Origin of the sequence: Streptomyces sp. NBC_01689 (assembly GCF_036250675.1) — a bacterium.
Taxonomy (GTDB): domain Bacteria; phylum Actinomycetota; class Actinomycetes; order Streptomycetales; family Streptomycetaceae; genus Streptomyces.
Genome location: NZ_CP109592.1, coordinates 9,411,332 through 9,427,443 on the forward strand (window position 1 = coordinate 9,411,332; position 16,112 = coordinate 9,427,443).

At 70.5% G+C, this 16,112-nt stretch carries 19 protein-coding genes; 10 read left to right on the forward strand and 9 right to left on the reverse strand.

Annotated elements, in window-relative coordinates:
* Positions 1 to 32: 32 nt before the first annotated feature.
* Both OG776_RS40290 and OG776_RS40295 read right to left on the reverse strand, forming a co-directional pair.
* Complete coding sequence (locus tag OG776_RS40290; RefSeq protein ID WP_410093243.1) at positions 33 to 617, reverse strand: GNAT family N-acetyltransferase; 585 nt, start codon at positions 615 to 617, stop codon at positions 33 to 35.
* 104 nt (positions 618 to 721) lie between these two features.
* Entirely contained in the window at positions 722 to 1,195 is a 474-nt protein-coding gene (locus tag OG776_RS40295; RefSeq protein ID WP_148011400.1) for a cupin domain-containing protein, read from the reverse strand.
* A 136-nt stretch (positions 1,196 to 1,331) separates the two neighbouring features.
* On the opposite strand from OG776_RS40295, the gene OG776_RS40300 reads away from it, so the two are divergent.
* The 3 genes from OG776_RS40300 (at position 1,332) to OG776_RS40310 (ending at position 2,940) form a co-directional block, all read left to right on the forward strand.
* Positions 1,332 to 1,970, forward strand: a complete 639-nt coding sequence (locus OG776_RS40300) for a TetR/AcrR family transcriptional regulator (RefSeq protein WP_187285775.1) — start codon at positions 1,332 to 1,334, stop codon at positions 1,968 to 1,970.
* 156 nt (positions 1,971 to 2,126) lie between these two features.
* Positions 2,127 to 2,630, forward strand: a complete 504-nt coding sequence (locus OG776_RS40305) for a GNAT family N-acetyltransferase (RefSeq protein WP_148011398.1) — start codon at positions 2,127 to 2,129, stop codon at positions 2,628 to 2,630.
* A 28-nt stretch (positions 2,631 to 2,658) separates the two neighbouring features.
* On the forward strand, positions 2,659 to 2,940 hold the full coding sequence (locus OG776_RS40310) for a hypothetical protein (RefSeq protein ID WP_148011397.1): 282 nt from the start codon (positions 2,659 to 2,661) through the stop codon (positions 2,938 to 2,940).
* A gap of 185 nt (positions 2,941 to 3,125) precedes the next feature.
* On the opposite strand, the gene OG776_RS40315 is transcribed toward OG776_RS40310, so the two are convergent.
* Entirely contained in the window at positions 3,126 to 3,707 is a 582-nt protein-coding gene (locus OG776_RS40315) for a helix-turn-helix domain-containing protein (protein WP_261994719.1), read from the reverse strand.
* A 265-nt stretch (positions 3,708 to 3,972) separates the two neighbouring features.
* Here OG776_RS40315 and OG776_RS40320 point away from each other — a divergent pair, with 265 nt between their 5' ends.
* The gene (locus OG776_RS40320; protein ID WP_148011395.1) at positions 3,973 to 4,605 is read left to right on the forward strand and encodes a class I SAM-dependent methyltransferase; all 633 of its coding nucleotides are present in this window, start codon (positions 3,973 to 3,975) and stop codon (positions 4,603 to 4,605) included.
* 47 nt (positions 4,606 to 4,652) lie between these two features.
* Here the strand turns inward: OG776_RS40320 and OG776_RS40325 are convergent, their stop codons facing one another.
* Positions 4,653 to 5,084, reverse strand: a complete 432-nt coding sequence (locus OG776_RS40325; protein WP_148011394.1) for a VOC family protein — start codon at positions 5,082 to 5,084, stop codon at positions 4,653 to 4,655.
* Between the two features lie 366 nt (positions 5,085 to 5,450).
* On the reverse strand, positions 5,451 to 6,305 hold the full coding sequence (locus OG776_RS40330; protein WP_148011393.1) for an SDR family NAD(P)-dependent oxidoreductase: 855 nt from the start codon (positions 6,303 to 6,305) through the stop codon (positions 5,451 to 5,453).
* A 135-nt stretch (positions 6,306 to 6,440) separates the two neighbouring features.
* Here OG776_RS40330 and OG776_RS40335 point away from each other — a divergent pair, with 135 nt between their 5' ends.
* Entirely contained in the window at positions 6,441 to 7,016 is a 576-nt protein-coding gene (locus OG776_RS40335) for a TetR/AcrR family transcriptional regulator (RefSeq protein ID WP_148011392.1), read from the forward strand.
* Positions 7,017 to 7,183: 167 nt separating this feature from the next.
* Here the strand turns inward: OG776_RS40335 and OG776_RS40340 are convergent, their stop codons facing one another.
* The 3 genes from OG776_RS40340 to OG776_RS40350 form a co-directional block, all read right to left on the reverse strand.
* Complete coding sequence (locus OG776_RS40340; RefSeq protein WP_148011391.1) at positions 7,184 to 7,627, reverse strand: hypothetical protein; 444 nt, start codon at positions 7,625 to 7,627, stop codon at positions 7,184 to 7,186.
* 494 nt (positions 7,628 to 8,121) lie between these two features.
* Positions 8,122 to 9,105: a JmjC domain-containing protein gene (locus OG776_RS40345; protein ID WP_148011390.1), complete on the reverse strand. Its 984-nt coding sequence runs from the start codon at positions 9,103 to 9,105 to the stop codon at positions 8,122 to 8,124.
* A gap of 93 nt (positions 9,106 to 9,198) precedes the next feature.
* On the reverse strand, positions 9,199 to 10,242 hold the full coding sequence (locus OG776_RS40350) for a hypothetical protein (protein WP_329323545.1): 1,044 nt from the start codon (positions 10,240 to 10,242) through the stop codon (positions 9,199 to 9,201).
* Positions 10,243 to 10,675: 433 nt separating this feature from the next.
* On the opposite strand from OG776_RS40350, the gene OG776_RS40355 reads away from it, so the two are divergent.
* The 5 genes from OG776_RS40355 to OG776_RS40375 are packed head-to-tail and all read left to right on the forward strand — an operon-like array spanning position 10,676 to position 15,270.
* Positions 10,676 to 11,893, forward strand: a complete 1,218-nt coding sequence (locus tag OG776_RS40355) for a M16 family metallopeptidase (protein ID WP_148011388.1) — start codon at positions 10,676 to 10,678, stop codon at positions 11,891 to 11,893.
* On the forward strand, positions 11,890 to 12,675 hold the full coding sequence (locus tag OG776_RS40360) for a hypothetical protein (RefSeq protein ID WP_329323546.1): 786 nt from the start codon (positions 11,890 to 11,892) through the stop codon (positions 12,673 to 12,675). Before OG776_RS40355 ends, OG776_RS40360 begins: the two co-directional genes overlap by 4 nt.
* Entirely contained in the window at positions 12,669 to 13,694 is a 1,026-nt protein-coding gene (locus OG776_RS40365) for an ABC transporter ATP-binding protein (RefSeq protein WP_329323547.1), read from the forward strand. The genes OG776_RS40360 and OG776_RS40365 overlap by 7 nt, the downstream gene beginning before the upstream one ends.
* Positions 13,694 to 14,461, forward strand: a complete 768-nt coding sequence (locus OG776_RS40370; RefSeq protein WP_148011386.1) for an ABC transporter permease — start codon at positions 13,694 to 13,696, stop codon at positions 14,459 to 14,461. Before OG776_RS40365 ends, OG776_RS40370 begins: the two co-directional genes overlap by 1 nt.
* Positions 14,458 to 15,270, forward strand: a complete 813-nt coding sequence (locus OG776_RS40375; RefSeq protein ID WP_148011385.1) for an ABC transporter permease — start codon at positions 14,458 to 14,460, stop codon at positions 15,268 to 15,270. Before OG776_RS40370 ends, OG776_RS40375 begins: the two co-directional genes overlap by 4 nt.
* A gap of 14 nt (positions 15,271 to 15,284) precedes the next feature.
* Here the strand turns inward: OG776_RS40375 and OG776_RS40380 are convergent, their stop codons facing one another.
* Positions 15,285 to 15,986, reverse strand: a complete 702-nt coding sequence (locus tag OG776_RS40380; RefSeq protein ID WP_148011384.1) for a hypothetical protein — start codon at positions 15,984 to 15,986, stop codon at positions 15,285 to 15,287.
* Positions 15,987 to 16,112: the final 126 nt, after the last annotated feature.

Genomic DNA, 16,112 nt, shown 5'->3' on the forward strand with positions numbered 1-16,112 from the left:
GACGCCGTGCGCCTCGATCGCGTGCCGGTCCGTCAGGTCCCGCTGTTCTTGAACCAGTCCGGTGCGAGGATCGACATCACGACGGCGTCCACTCGCTCGCCCTCCCACAGCAGGGCGTCCCGCAGGACGCCCTCGGCGACGAAGCCCACCTTCTCGTAGACACGGCGGGCCCGTGGGTTGAACGCGTACACCTCCAGTGAGATGCGGTGCAGACCCAGCCGCGTGAAGCCGTATCCGACGATCAGTCTGGTCGCCTCGGTCCCCTGACCACGTCCGTGAGCGTCGGGCACGAAGGCGATACGGAAATTGCAGCTCTCGTTGTCCGCGTCCCACTCGTTGAGGACGGCTTCCCCCACGACCCGGCCCGTCGCCTTGTCCACCACGGCAAGGTCCAGCCGGTCTTCCTGGTCGCCACGACTTCCGTACCAGGCTCTTAGCTGCGCCTCACCGGGGTCGTCACGGTAGCCGGTGAGCCGTTTCACCTGCGCGTCCCGGAGCATGGGCGTCAACGCGACCGCGTCGTCCACCGTGACCGGCCGCAGCCTGACCAGCTCGCCGTCCAGTGTGGGCTTGGAACGGAAACGGGGAATCGCAACGCCTCGATCATCATCAGCCACTCCCGCAGTGTGCCCGCCCGACGGACCTCCCGTCCTGCGGATTTCCGTCCCGCGCGCGGCGGTGGTCGGGCGTACCGCGAGGCCCGGTCCTGCTTCGGACGCGTCTACCGCGAGGGGAGTGCGCGCCAGTCGGGGAGGTCTTCGAAGTGGACGTCGTAGCGGCTCTGCTCGGGCAGGAGGGAGGTGAATTCCGCTTCGCCGCGGCTGATGGCGGCGAGCTGTTCGAAGTAGCCGAATCGTTCGATACCGGGGCTGAGGACGACGAAGACATCGGCGCTCTCGCCCTCGGCCGCTCCGAAGACGTGGGGGAGCCCTGGCGGTACGACGACGAGGCCGCCCTTTCCCACGGTGGTGAGTGTCTCGCCGAGGCGGAAGAGCATCGTTCCGCCCAGGACGTAGAAGAGTTCATGGGAGAGCTTGTGGTGGTGCGGGGGTGCCCCGTCGGCTCCGGTGGTGAGGGTGAGCCGGCTGGCGCTGACGGCGCCTCCGTCGGCGAGCAGCTCGAACGCGCCGTCCGTGAGTGCCGCCCCGGCCGCTTCGCCGGGGGGTACGACCAGGGCGGAGGGTATGGCCTTCATGCGGTCGCTCCTTCGAGCGGACATTTCCTCACGTCGCTCCTCCTGTCGGGTCCCTGCCTACGCATTTAGCTGTACATGTACAGTTGTACGGTACGCGCGCTGTACATGTACAGGTGACGGGTGTCACACTGCCCGTATGGCAGCAGTGAATCCCCCGTCCTCGCAGGTAGAGCTGCCCGGAGCGCCTCCGCCCGCCGCGAACCGCACGCGGGACGGGGAGGCGACACGCGCCACGATCATCACGGCTGCCCGAGCGGCCTTCGACGAGAAGGGCTACGCGGGCACGTCGCTGCGCGAGATCGCCAGGAACGCGGGGGTCAAGCCCTCACTCGTCGTTCACTTCTACGGCTCGAAGGCGGGCCTTCTGGCCGCCACCGTGGAATGGCCCTTCGACCCCGACACGGTCGTCCGCGAGGTGCTGGCCGGGGGCCCCGCTCACATCGGCGAGCGTCTGGCCCACGTGTTCCTCGGCACCTGGGAGGAGGACGGTCGGCCCAACACGGCCCTGACCCTGCTGCACGCGGCATGCGAACGCCCTGAAGCAGCCACGCTGGCAAGAGAGTTGTTCACGACCTGCGTGATCGGCCCCATCGTCACGGCCATCGACCCGGAACGCGCCGAACTACGAGCGTCCCTGGTCGCCAGCCACCTGCTCGGCCTGCACGTGGGACGGTACCTGCTGGAATTCGGCGCCATCACCGCCGCGGACACCGACCTGCTCGAACAGGCACTGGCATCCACCATCCAGCACCTCTGCACCGGCCCTGTCTGGTAGATGGCCCCCCGACACCCCCTGACCATGGTCCGTGGCGCGACGCGGGGAGGACAGTGGCGATTTCCGCCATGGGCCCGCGCACGGTTTCCAGCGCGACAGGGGCCTGTGCCCGTGCCTCACCGGTAGTTCGTGATCATTCGGGGGCAGAGTGGAGGCATGACTCCCTACGCGACGATGCCGTACCACCTTGGGACCCAGCGGCTGATACTGCGCCCCTGGGCCGAGTCGGACGCCACCGACTTCTGCGCCCTCCTCTCCGAACGCGGCAAGGGGACTCCCTCGGTCGAGCACATCCGCACGTCCATCGCGGAACTGCTCACCGCGACAGCGACCACGGGGATCGCCCTGCTGCCCATCGAGCGCCGTGACGAGGGCGACTTCATCGGCTACTGCGGGCTGATCGTCGGCCGCTCCACCCTGGACGAGCCCGAAATCGCGTATGAGCTGTTCCAGCACGCGCATGGCCGTGGCTACGCCACCGAGGCAGCCGGCGTGGTGCTCGATGCGGCTGCCGCGACCGGGCGAAAGCGGCTCTGGGCGACCGTAGGCGCGTGGAACACACCCTCACTCCGCGTCCTCGAGAAGCTGGAGTTCGACCGGGATCACGTCTCCACCGAGGACAACGGCGAAGTGGTCTGGCTGACACGTTCGATCCCGTGACGCGAGAGCGCACTCCACGGGGCCCGGGGTGATCAGCCTGCTCAACTCCCGCGCGGTCACCGTCTACCTGTGGCACTCCTTCGCGCTGGTGCTGACCGAGCCGTTGATCGACCCGCTGTGGAGCAACAGCTTCTTCTACGACCACCTGCAGTGGCTGCTGGCGAGCCAGTGGACCCCGCTCGTGATCGCCGTTCCGCTCATCTGTCTGGCGATCCTGCTCTTCGGCTGGATCGAGGACGTCGCGGCCCGGCGCCGCCCGCGGCTCTTCCCCTACTCGCGCCGCGCCAAGGGCCGGCGACGAGGACGCTGAGGTCCGTCCCGTGATCCCCGGCGGGCGCACGGCGACGGCTACGGCACCTCGCCGCGTTGTCCGATCGTGTCGACGGCGGCCGGCCGCGGCTCCTCGACCGTCCGGATCCACCGGCCCTGGATCTCGTGGACGGGCACGGGGTCCGGGCAGTGCGGCTTGCGCCGCCCGCCGGGCGCGGGCGGGGGTCAGGTGGTGCGGGCCCTGAGGTGGGTCCGTTCTCCCTGGGCGCCGAAGAGGATCAGGAGTTCCACGGTGCGGTCGTCGTCGGGGCCGAGCCAGTGCGGCACGTGGGTGTCGAACTCGGCGGCCTCGCCGGGCTTGAGGATCACGGTCTGGTCGCCGAGAAGCAGGCGCAGGCGGCCCGCGAGGACGTAGACCCATTCGAAGCCCTCGTGGGTGTTGAGCCGCGGTTCGGCGTCGGGGCGGGGCGGGATGAGGAGTTTGTGGGCCTGGACGCCGCCGGGCCGGCTCAGCGGCACGAAGGTCATGCCGTTGCGGGTGACCGGTTTGAGGTGGATGCGCGGATCGCCGGTACGCGGCGCCCCGACCAGCTCGTCCAGGGGAACGGCGTAGACCTCCGCGAGCGGCAGGAGCATCTCGAGGGTCGGTTTGCGGGTACCGCCTTCGAGGCGCGAGAGCGTGCTCTCGTTGATCCCGGTCTGCTCGGCGAGGCCGGCGAGCGTCAGTCCGTGCCGCAGGCGCAGGTCCCGCAGCCGCGGCCCGACGGCGGCCAGCCGCTCCTTCCGGATGTCATGTGCGGCGCTCATGCCTACGAGCATGCTGAAACGGCATGAGGCTTTGCAAGTTCGGCGGTGGCCGCCGCAGTGTCGTACCAGCGGTCCGCCGTGGACCCGGTGAGCCGCCCGTGACCTGCCGCCTTCCCCGAACCTGCTGAGGTCGGACCCCCGGTGATGACCAACTTCCGCGCCGGCACGGCCCTGTTCACCCTCGCCCTCGCGGCCACCGGCTTCATCGTCAACGGTCGCCGCACCACATCAGCCTCGCGACCACCCGCACCGAAAGGCCCCGTACATGAACACCGCCAACGAGTCCGCCGCGTTCTGGGAGAAGCACTACGCGGGCATGGACGAGCAGTGGGGCACCAGGCCCAACGCCGTCCTGACCACCCTGCTCGCCGACCTGGCCCCCCTCCCCGGGACCGCTCTGGATCTGGGGTGCGGGCACGGCGGCGACGCCCTCTGGCTCGCCGCCCAGGGCTGGGACGTCACCGCTGTGGACGTGGCACGGACCGCCCTCGACCGCGTCGCGGCGGGCGCCGCGGCCACCGGTGTCACCGACCGGGTGCACGCGAGACGACACGACCTCGGCGAAACCTTCCCCGACGGCACCTACGACCTGGTCACCGCCACCTACTTCCACACCCCGGTTGCCCTCGCCCGCGAGCAGGTCCTGCGCCGGGCCGCCCAAGCCGTAGCCCCCGGAGGACTGCTGATCGTGATCGAACACGCCTCCACCGCCCCCTGGTCCTGGCAGGCCGGTCAGGACATCCGGCACCCCACCCCCGACGACGTCATCGCCTGGCTCCGGCTCGACGACGCTTGGCACGTCGCCCGGAGCGAAGCGCCCCGGCGCACCGCCACCGGTCCTGGAGGACGAACCGCGACCGTCACCGACAACGTCATCGCCGTCCAGCGCACCAGCTGATCCACCGGCGTGACGGAACCGAGGACCACCCCCGACCACAGCGGGGTTCAGGGGAGTGCGAGGAACTCGAGCTGCAGGTTGTCGGGGTCCCGGAACACGACCGTCGAGTAGGCGAACGGTTCGGTCTCGTCCCTGATCGGTGTATGCGGGATGCCCAACTCGTCGAGCCAGGACATCCAGGACTCCAGTTCGGCACGGGGGCCGACCTGGAACGACATGTGGTCCAGCCCTGTCCGGGACTCGAGGAAACCCTCGTGCTGGTTGCCCGTGTTCTTGTGCAAGCCGATCACGACACCGGAATCGGGCGTGATGAGCAGGACTCCGTACCCCGTCGATTCACGGTAGAGGTGGTTGAACCTGTAGTCCACGCGCTCGGCGCCGAACAGCCGCTGGTACCAGTCCAGACTGTCCTCCAGGTTGGAGACGGTGAAGGACAGGTGGTGGACTCCGGTGATCCTGGGGCCGGGGGTGACAGTCATGACGTACCTCCGTTGGCGGATTGCCTGTTTCCCGCTGGTCTGGCTCCGTTGAGGGAAGGTCGGCGAAAGCGGGGTCGGCCCGTGTCCGTCGCGGACGCGGTGCGAGGGAATGGGCGAGGCGAGTCCCCTGGTGTCCCCAGGGCGTTCGCGGCCGCCGACCGCCGGATCGCATGCCCCGGCCGTGTTCCGGAGCGCGTGCCGGTGCCCCTGGGCCGAAGCCCGGCGGCAAGCCCGGTCCGCGCACGCGGAACGGTCTCCGCGAGGTGCTCCCCGAAAGGACATGACCCTCGTGGGGGCATCCGGGACATGTGAGTCAAGCCTGGCTTCACGTTCTCCGGAACGCTCTCGACGCGGTTCTCGTTCGTGTCAGTTCTCGTCGGTGCCGGTCGGCGCCGCACCGTCGACATCCGCGAAGCCGTAGTGGTGTGCCAGATCCCTCGTGGACACCGCGGTTCCCGAGCGGGCTCCTCCCTTCGGGTCGGCCGCCAGCGCGGCCACGGCACGCCCGACGAAACGCGGTGACTCCGCGGCATCGACGTCGAACCTGCCCTCGCCGGGGAGCTCGATCTCGGAGCCGCTGCGCCCGGTCCTGCGGGCGGCGGCGTCGACCAGCTCGGTCCGGACCAGGCCCGGCCAGAGAGACACCACGGCCACGTCGCGCGGGCGCAGTTCCACGGCCATGTCCGCCGTCATCTTGTCGAGTGCTGCCTTGCCCACGCCGTACGGAGTGTTGTGGGAGTACTGGCGTGCCCCGGCCGAGGAGATGTTGACGATCAGCCCCCCGCCGCCGGCGAAGAACAGCGGGGCGGCGTGGACGGCGGCGACGTAGTGCGAGCGCGTGCCGATGTCCATGACCTGGTCCCACGCGGCGAGCGGCAGCTCCCAGAACGGTTTGCCGAGCCACGCCCCGAGGTCCGGGGACGAGAAGACGTTGTTCACCAGCAGGTCCAGTCGCCCGGTGTCGGCGCGCACGCGTTCAAACACCCCTGCCACCTGCTCGTCACTGTGGTGATCGCACACGAGGGGGATTCCCCTGCCGCCCAGCGCGGTCACCTGGTCGGCGGTCTCGCTCACGGTGCCGGGCAGTGGACCTGCCGTGATGCTGCGGCCGGTCACATAGACCGTCGCACCCGCGGCCCCGAGCTCCAGGGCAATGCCCTTGCCCACCCCGCGACTCGCGCCGGTGACGACGGCGACCCTGCCGAACAGCGGTCGATTCATGCTCACTCCTACGGGAACCCACAGTTGATGCCGCCCGTGAAGACGGCCGCGGATCCGGGACGGACCGTACGATCGGTTGCACTCTAGGCACGATTGCATCGAGTGTAAAATTGCGCGGGTGGTAGAGTTCGCGCCATGACGGCGGACGGGCTGAGGGAACGCAACAAGTACAAGAAGCGGGAGGCGATCCTGCGGGCCGCGCACCAGCTCTTCATCGAGCGCGGCTACGAGGCGACCACGATCGCCGACGTCGCCGAGCGTGCCGAGGTCTCGCGGCGCACGGTCACCCTGTACTTCCCGACCAAACTGAGCCTCGCGCTGGCGCCCCTCGACGCGCTGGAAACGCGACTCGACACAGCCATCAGGGGGCGTGAACCGGGCTGGAGCGTCATCGACGCGGTCGAACGCTGGCTGTACAGCGAACTGGACCGACCCGCGGAACTGAGCGCTCCCACCGAGCGGATGCTCGTGCTGAACCCGGAACTGCAGGCCTCCCACAAGGCGCGCATGGCTGAGATCGTCGAAGCGGGCGCGCGTCGCCTGGTCGAGGAGACGGGCACGTCCCCCGACGACAGGGACGCCCGCATGACGGCCGCCGCCGCAGCCGCACTGTGCTCGTCCCTGGGCCCTCAACCGACGCGCGACGACATCGTCGCCGTCATGGCCTTCCTGCGCGCGGGCGTGGAAGCCTTGGCATCTAGGGGGGAGTGAACGCGGGCGACCAGCAGCCGAATCGCGTGCGCCCGGTGTCGAATCCCGGCGGGCAGATTGCCTGCTCGCCCCATCCGTGCCGGTTGGCGGCGTTCGACACCGCTACAGGGCGACTCCCGTTCACCGCCCCGGACGCCGTGGAGCGGAGGGGTCCCGGTGGGCTTCCTTCACGACTGGGCCACGGCGTCTTCGCGGAGGTAGGCGAACAGCGTGCGCAGGTCCTGTGGGTCGTCGCCGATCGTCGTGAAGGAGAGGATGGACTGCAGGGCGTGCCGGGCGAGGTCGCCGGTCGCCCCGACGTCTTCACCGGCTGCCCGGGCCCAGCCGGACATCGTGCTCATCGCGACCGTGGTCACGTGCGAGAGGGGGCCTTCCCGCCACTGCGTCAGCGCCTCTTGCTGCTCCGCACCGTCCAGGTGGGCGATACCGGTGGCGACGAGCACCACGGTCTGCAGCCGGCTGGCGCCGTACTGGGCGACGAGCTCCGCGAGCGGCCGCTCGCCGTGCCCGCTCTGCACCAGAGCGGCCAGTGCGTCATCGTCACGGGCCCACGCCGCTTCGAGTGCGGCGACCGCGCGCATGACCTGATCCGGAGTCAGCTCTGGTGGCATACGGCACACCGTAACCATCCCGACAAGATCCGGGGCGCGACGGGGATCGGAAGTCCCCTGTATGGGTCAGAGTACGACGGTTCGTCGCGTTGAGAAGGGCCGGCATGCACCCGCGCCGGGTGACCGGTCCAGGCAGTCGGCGTGCGAAGTGGCCCGGTCACGGATTCGTGCCGCTCGGCGCTCGCGGCAGGGCGGTGCGGCTGGTCATACCCGATGTCTCCGGTTCCTGGGTCGGCGAAGCCTCGGGAGCCGCCGAGGCCGGAGGAGCGCTCACTTCGCCGGCGGCCGAGCGTCTTGCCGGACGATCTCTGGCGGTCCCTGGCCGGGGGCCGCTGTTGTCCGACGGAGTCGGCGACGGGGTGCCGTGCCGGTTCACCAGGACGCCGCAGCCCGCACGGAACCGACGTCACCGCGCACGCCGTCGTGACCGGCGGCGGGTCACCTTCACCCGAGTGGAGGCGTCTCGACGCGTTCCCCTGCGCGGAACGTCGTCGTCAGCCGGCCGGGGACGGCACCGCGACGGCGTCCCCACGCGTGACCTCGGTCGTCGCCGGAGCGATCGGCCGGGCCGCCCTCTCCGTGAACGAGCCGGCGTGCGATGCCGTCGGCATGCCCGCGACTCCACGGGCGCGTGCGCGGTTCACCAGTTCGTCCGGAGTGAGCTCCGCGAGGCGGCCCGTGGCGTGCGCGAGGAGCTGGGCCGCCGTGCGCGCCAGAGCCTCTTGGCCCAACGGGCGGTCGCTGAGCGAGAGTTCCTCGGCGAGGCAGGCGTGCAGCGTCTCGATCAGATCCCGGGAGCCGACCTCGCGAACGGTCAGGGAGAGGTGCGCGGAGAGTCCTTCGTCGCCGGATGCCCAGTGCGCGAAGCCGCGGGGGACGTAGAGGACGTCGCCGGGGTGGAGCGTCGTGCGGAGAAGCTCGGCCGGGCGCGGGCCGTCCTCGTCGGTGACCCGGCCCGCGTGCCAGCTGTCGTCGGCGGGGCCTTCATGGAGGTGCCAGCTCTTGCTGCCGGCCACCTGGACCACCAGGACGTCCGCGTCATCGCGATGCAGGGGGAGACCCTGGCGGCCCGCCGGGGTGACGAAGAAGAACGCCTCGATGTGGCGGCCGAGTTCGGTGGCGAGGGCGGCCAGCAGGCTGCGTGTGGGTGCGTGCCACTGGTCGACGCAGCGCAGGAGCAGCGTCGCGCCCTTGTCGAGAAGGTCGTGGATCTTGCGCGGGTCCGCGAAACCGCTCGGGGTGGTGCGGGCGACGTTTCGAACCGAGGTGAACTTTCTGCCGGGGAGTTTGTCCCCGTCCCACATCTCCACATAGGGCTCCCGGAAGAATCCCGTGGATATCGCCGCGTCCAGGTCGTCCAGAGTGAAGGAGCTGTACCCGCCCCCGGCCGGGTGGAAAACTCCCGGGCGCTTGTTCCAGTAGGAGGTGAGGAATTCGTCCGTGTCTCCGACCCATTGGGCGAGTGTCGGCGCGTGCATGGGCGTCCCTTCGTTTCGAGTTGAGCTAGAGAACGGATGGTCCCGCAATGCGGGTGCGTTACCGCCCCGTAAAGGATCGCCGCTCTTTCGTGGTCATACGGGAAGAACCGCGTCGGGGTAGCGTTCCAGCGCCGCGTGCGCCAGTTCGGTGGGAACGGTGAGGGTGTCGACCATCAGGAATCCGCCCACCGGGCAGCGTACGACGGTCATGTCGGCGTCCTCCTCGACGGCGAGGCGGTCACTGCTCAGGGCCGGGCCGAGGGGCAGGCCGTAGTGAACGGTGGCCACCGCACCGCCCCCGGGGCTCACCGCCGACCTCCGCCGCCGTTCTCCTTCGGCGGCGTCGGCGAGTTCCTCCGCCAACAGGCGCGAGGTCTTCGTCACCAGCCCGGGAACGCTGTTCACCCGCAGCACCACCTCGTACACCTCGGGCGCCAGCCGCCATCGCTCCGCGGCCCGGTGCAGGTCGCGCACGTCCTGGGCCGACATCGCGTCGAGGAGGACCGCGGCATCGACGACATCCCGTCCACGCAGGGGCTGTTGGAACAGTTCCTCCGCGATGAGGAGCAGGTGGGCGGCCTTCTCGTTGTCCGGACGCTCCGCCCGAAGCGGTACGGTCGTGGAGTTCCCGACGAAGGCCGCGGTCAGGAACTCCACCGCGTACACGTAGTCGAGGTCCGACTCCGGCGAGGCCCAGTTCAGGGCCACCCCCCAGTGGCGCCGACCGCCGCTCACGATCATGCTCACCCGGGCCTCGTCGACCGGCCGCGCGTGCGTGACGGTCGCCACCGCCGCCCACAACTCTCCCTCGTCCGGCATCAGTACGTCGACATCCCGGCTGGTGCGCAGCACGCCGGACGGGTAATAGCGCTGGAGTGCCGCCCCTTTGAGGACGTCCGCGCGCCCCGCCCGGCGGACGAGCTCGATGATCGAGTCGTGCTCCGCCTGCCGTGCCCGCTCCACGTCCAGCAACGTCTCGCCGAGCCGGCCGAGTCGGTGGCCCTCGGCCGAGGCCAGCGAGCACACGGTGCCCGCCAGCCGCTGGTCGCGCCGGGCGGCCCGTTCCAGGACCAGTCCCAGCCGCAGGTCCGCGGGTACGTCCATGACCTCCCGCACGGTTCGCAGCGACAGCTCCACGGTGTACCTCCAGGGAATCGGCCGGGCGGGCGGCGCGGCGGGGACGGGTGTCCCGTCGCCCGCCCGCCACGGCGCGTGGACCGCAGGGGAATTGCGAGCAGAGTAGCCGTACGGAGTGCCGTCGATACGGCCGGATGCGGAATCCGGAAAACCTTCGGCGTCACGCATGGAGAGAGCTTCTCCGGAGCAACGGAGAGCACTAGGTGCGGATTACGGAAGAGGCTGTTGCCGAGGTAACCGGTGCGACCTAGAGTCCCTTTCGTTCGATCAACTCCAACCAGGGAGAAAGTCATGATGAAGCACGCTTCCATCCTGCGTCCGCGCCTCGACAAGGTGAAGCCGCAGGGCCGCTGAACCGACACGTGAAGTGGAATGCCGCCACCCTCGTGTGGCGGCATTCGCTTGTACGGATCACTGAGGGAGAGTGCTTTCCTTGTACGAATTCCGCACCACCGACGGACCGTTGCCGGTCATGGCGGTCATCGACGAACGGCTGAGCACGACGACCGTCTGCCTCGCCTCCAAGTACGGATCACGGGACGACCCGCGAGAGGAGTGCGGACTCGCCCATGTCCTCGAACATGTGCTGATGTCCGCGCCCGTGGGTTCCGTTCCCTCTTTCAGCGAATACGTCGAGCGGCTGGGCGGGCACGCCAACGCCGAGACCGGTCTCGACCGCATGCTGTTCTACGCCCAGGTCCACGCGGACGACGCGGAGGAGATCACCGGCCTGTTGCAGCAGGCGGTGCTGCGACCCCGCTGGAACGAGAAGACCCTGCCCCAGGAGAAGCAGGCCGTCTTCCAGGAACTGGCAGCGGCTGCCGCCGATCCGAGCGATGTGGTGCAGGACGCCTTTCTCGCCCACCAGTTCCCCGGCCACGCGCTGGGCCGTCCCGTGGGCGGCACCCGGGAGAGCGTCGAGCGTTTCGACGTGTCCGCGATGGCGGCCGGGCACGGAGAACGGCTGCTCACCGCCCCCCTGTCGCTCATCGTGGTCGGCCCGGCCGTCCCCGCCAGTGCCGACCCGCTCGTCGCCGGCGTCCCCCCGGAGACACTGGCGCATCTCGGCACCGCCGGACGGGATTTGAGCGGTCTGCCCGAGCCCGAAGCGGACGGACCGGTGCGCTGGCCCGAGGAATTCGCCTGGGTCTGCGCGGGAGCGCGGTCGGTCGGCAACCACGATCCGCGCCGCCCGCACTACAACGTCCTCGCCCAGCTGCTGGGTTCGAGTCCGTCGTCGGTGCTGTACCGGCGGCTGCGCGGAGAGGCCGGCCTCGCCTACGCCTTCCAGTCGTGGAACCGGGGTTACGGCGAGACGGGCGCGTGGCGGGTCCTCGCCGGCGTCGCACCCGGCAACGGCGACGCCGCTCTTGCCGTCATCCACGGGGCACTCGAGGAGATCGCCACCGACGGTCCGAAACCCGACGATCTGGAAGCCGCCCGACGCCAGGCGCGGATGCGGATCCTCACATCCGTCGACGCCCCCCTGGAATGCGCGCGCTTCCTCGCGCTCCGCAGCGGCGGTCCGGCCGACTGGTCACCGACCACCGAGGTGGAGAGCATCGCCGCGGTGAGCGCCGCCGACCTGCGTGACGCGGCCGCGCAGCTGCTCGGCGGCTGGCGGGCCGTGGTCAGGCCGGAGGCGTCGTGACCGCCACGCAGAGCTACCTGCGGCAGGCCGCGGCGGCCGGACTGACGGGGGAGGTGGGCGGCCTCACCTTCGTCGCCGACCGGTGCGACGATCCGTTCACCGGGCGACGACAGGTCCTGGTCGAGTACTGCGACCCCCGGATCCCCGCCTCCCGGGCCGCACTTGAGGAGCTGCGGAACAAGGTGCGCACCAGTGGCCAGGACGCCGACACGATACTGATGCGCGTCGTCGGCGACACCAGGCTGCCGGCTCCGTGGCGCCCCCGGCTGACCTATGTGCGGCACGACGGGGTCACCCGGGAAGGACGCTCCGCGCAGCCCCCGGCCGGCCTGGCCGTCCGTGCGGCGACCCCCGCCGACGACCCCCGCGTACGGGACTGGCTCGCGCAGGCGTTCCGCAACGCCTACCCCGACCAGGAGGTCGACCCCGGGCATCCCGGCATCGCGGGCGTCATGGAGGACCCGGGGCGCATGTCGTTCATCGCCGAGCTCCACGGCGAACCGATCGGCCACGGCACCGTGCTGACGTCCGAGCAGGACAGTGTGACCGGGGAGGAGTTCGCCGAGCTGGTGGACACCCTGGTGGACGACGCGGGCCGTCGCGGAGCCGCGGTCGCCGCGCTCGTGACAGCAGCCGTACGGGCCACCGAGGGGCGTCCCCTGTGCGGTCACGTCGTACATCCCTACGGGGCCGAGGCCGCGGAGGCCGCCGACGCCGTGCTGCGGGCGCTCGTGGCCGGAGACTGGTCCGTCGATCACTGCTTCTGGGAGAGCCCGTGGTGAGCAACGAGGAGAACACCCCGGTGCACGGAGGACCGGGGTCGACCGCAGTGAGCCGCGGCGGTCGGGCCGACGCCATCGTGGTCGAGGACGTCCGCCGCACCTACGGCGACCGGCGAGGCCGCCCGGCCCGTGAGGTGGTCGCGCTGGACGGTGTCAGCCTGCGGGTCGCGTCCGGCGAGGTGCACGGCCTGCTCGGCCCGAACGGCGCGGGCAAGACCACGCTGTGCAAGATCCTCACCACGACCCTGGTACCCACGACCGGCTCGGCACGGGTGCTGGGGCTGGACGTGGTGCGCGATTCGCGTGCCGTCAGACGGTCGATCGGGCTCGTCTTCGGCGGCGACCGAGGTCTGTACGGGCGGCTCAGCGCACAGGAGAACCTGTGGTTCTGGGGGGCGATGTACGGACTGCGGCGCACCGAACTGCGGTCGCACGCGGCGGCGTTGCTGGACCGGGTGGGCCTGGCGGATCGCGCCGGGTCCCGCGTCGACACGTTCTCACGGGGAATGAAACAACGGCTGCACCTGGCGCGCGGACTGGTCGGCGACCCCCGCGTCCTGATCCTCGACGAACCCACCGTGGGCATGGACCCGGTGGCGGCACTGGACTTCCGCACCCTCATCGGTGACCTCCAACGCGAGGGTAGGACCGTCCTGTTGACCACGCACGACATGGTGGAGGCCGCGGCGGTCTGCGACCGCGTCTCCTTGATCGACCGGGGCCGACTGATCATGACCGAGAGCACCGACGCCGTCGGCCGGCTGCTGTCCCGCTACGAGCGGGTCGTCGCCGAGGAGGTGCCCCTCGACTTGATGCCGCGGCTGGAGACCCTCCCGGGCGTCGTCGCCGTACGGCACGACGCCGGCCGGGTCGAGGTCGAGACGGAGCAGCCGTCCGCCACCTCATCGGTCCTCGGGGTCCTCGCGGCGGCGGGCGTCCACCGGGTCAGCGCCACGCGGCCGGATCTCGGTGAGGTGTATCTCCACCTCGTGGGCCGACGGGGCATGGCGGTGAGCTGATGTCCCTCTTCCTGGCATCCCTGCGGTTCCAACTGCGCCTCGCCCCCAGCTCACCCGGCACCCTGCAGGTCTGGGCCACCGCACCGTTGTTCACCGCGGTCTTCCTGTCGATCGCCGAGCACGCGGGACGCACGGACCTCACGTCCTACGCGATCGTCGCGCCGACGCTCATGGGCCAGTGGGCGCTGGCCCTCGGCATCGCTGGTGAACTCATCACCGAGGAGCGCAGCCAAGGCACCCTGGAGGCGGTGATCGCGACACCCTGCCGGCTGTCGGTGGTCGTCGTGGGCCGGATCTGCGCCGTCAGCCTGCTCGGGATCTCCGCGATGGTGGAGGCCTGGCTGGTCGCGGGTCTCGGCTTCGGCCGATGGATCGCCGTGCCGCACCCCCTCGTCCTGGGCGTCGCGCTCCTTGCCAACGCGGCCGCCATGGCAGGGACCGCGAGCATCCTGTCGTCGCTCTTCGTGCTGATGCCGTCCGCGCGCATCGTGCAGAACACGCTGAACTACCCGCTGTACCTGCTCAGCGGGGTGCTCGTACCGCTGTCGACGCTCCCGGAGTGGCTCAGGCCCTTCGGCCGCGTCGTGTTCCTGAGCTGGAGCGCCGACCTGTTCCGGTCCGCGCTCGACGGTGCCGCGGTCTCCCGGCCGGCCGAGCGGATCGCCGTCGTCCTGGTGCTCGGGCTGTCCGGTTATGCCATCGGAGCGTTCCTGCTGGACCGCGTGCTGCGCCGCGTCCGCCGGCTGGGGACCCTCACGCACACATGAGAGCAGACGTGTATCCCTCCGCACTCCACCTCGTACGTTACGGATTCCTCAACGCCGCGGCCGACTTCAGGGCCACCTACACCTGGCGGAGCTGGCTGTTCGGCTGGCTCGGCCGGATGCTCGCCCAGGTGCTGTTCTTCACCGGGCTGGGCCGGGTCGTGGACCAGCCGGGCGCGGCGCGGTACCTGGCGCTCGGCAACGCGCTGATGACCTGTGTCGTCGACACCATGGCCGTCGTCGCGACGACGAGCGGGGAACGCAGGGCCGGCACGCTCTCGCTCCTGGTGGCCAGCCCTGCCGACCCGGTGTGGGTGTTTGTCGGACGCAGCGTGCACTGGCCGGTCAGCGGAGTGGCCACCGCGCTCGTGGCCCTGTTCGGCCTCGGCCCGTTCTTCGGCGTCACGTGGAGCCCGGCGCAGGTGCCGCTCGTGGTGTTCCTGACCGTCCTCACCGCACTGGGCACCTACTGCGTCGGTCTCTTTCTGGCCGTACTGGTGGTCAACGTGCCCCGGCTGCGCAACGTGGTCTCCAACTGGGCCTACCTGGGGATGATGGCGTTCTCAGGTGTGCAGGTGCCGGTCGGCTTCTGGCCGCGAGGCGTCGGGGCGGCGGTCCAGGCGGTGCCCCTGACCCACACCCTGAAGGCCCTCAGAGCCCTCGGCGACCACCGGTCCACCGCGCAGGTCCTCACGCCCGTCCTGCCCGCGGTGCTGACCGGCGCGCTGTGGCTGGCCGCGGCGGTCGTCACGTTCAGGTGGCTGGTCGCGGTGCCCGCCCGCCGGGCGGGCACCCTGGACCTGTCCGGCTGAGCGGACGACAGCGGTCAGCGGCGGGCCGGACGCCCGCCGCCGACGCAGCCGCACGGAGTGTCCGTCGCCGGCCACTGCTCGCGCAGCCGCGCGGTGAGAACCTCGGTCGCGGCGTCGACCGACGCGAAGTAGTCCTCGGTGGAGACGCCGGGCGCGGGGTCCAGGCCCAGATCGAGCACGGGGTAGGTGTGCCCGCTCCGCCCGCAGCTCAGGTCGCAGGAACTCAGCACGACCCGCACCGGCGCCGGAACGTCCGGCGCCGCCGCGCGCACGGACCGGCACAGAGCGGCCGCGGCCGCCTCGAACTCGCCCCGGGTGCGCGGCAGTACACCGACCCGGCGCCGGCCGGGCACGAGCGACGGGGAGCTGTACGCGTGCCCCTGGCAGCTGTCGTACGTGGCGAGTCGCCAGGCGCCCGTGGTCAGCGTGTCGACCAGCGGCCACACGCCTTCCTCGATGGCGGCACGCCACTGGGGGTGGGCGGGGTCCAGATCATCCGCCTCGTGGATCCCCGGCAGCCCGACAGTGTTGATGTTGCCGTCCGCGCTCCTGCGCAACCGGGCATCGCGGCGCGGCACGTCGGGCGCGTTCCACCTGCCGAGGAATTCCGCGACATCGGGCATGACATTCGGGAAACGGGACCTCCGGCCGAGCGTGCGGCAGTGCGAGAAATCCCCGTAGGGCCAGGCCGCGGTCTCCTCTTCGGTACGTGTCAAAACGTCCTCCCCTTTCCGGTGGTCTGCGGTGACCGGGCGATCCTAACGGCGGGAGAACCAGAAGCGGCGAGCCTTTCGTCCCCGGCGGGCCGAGAGTGCGTATTCACGCAGCGCCGAAGACCGTAC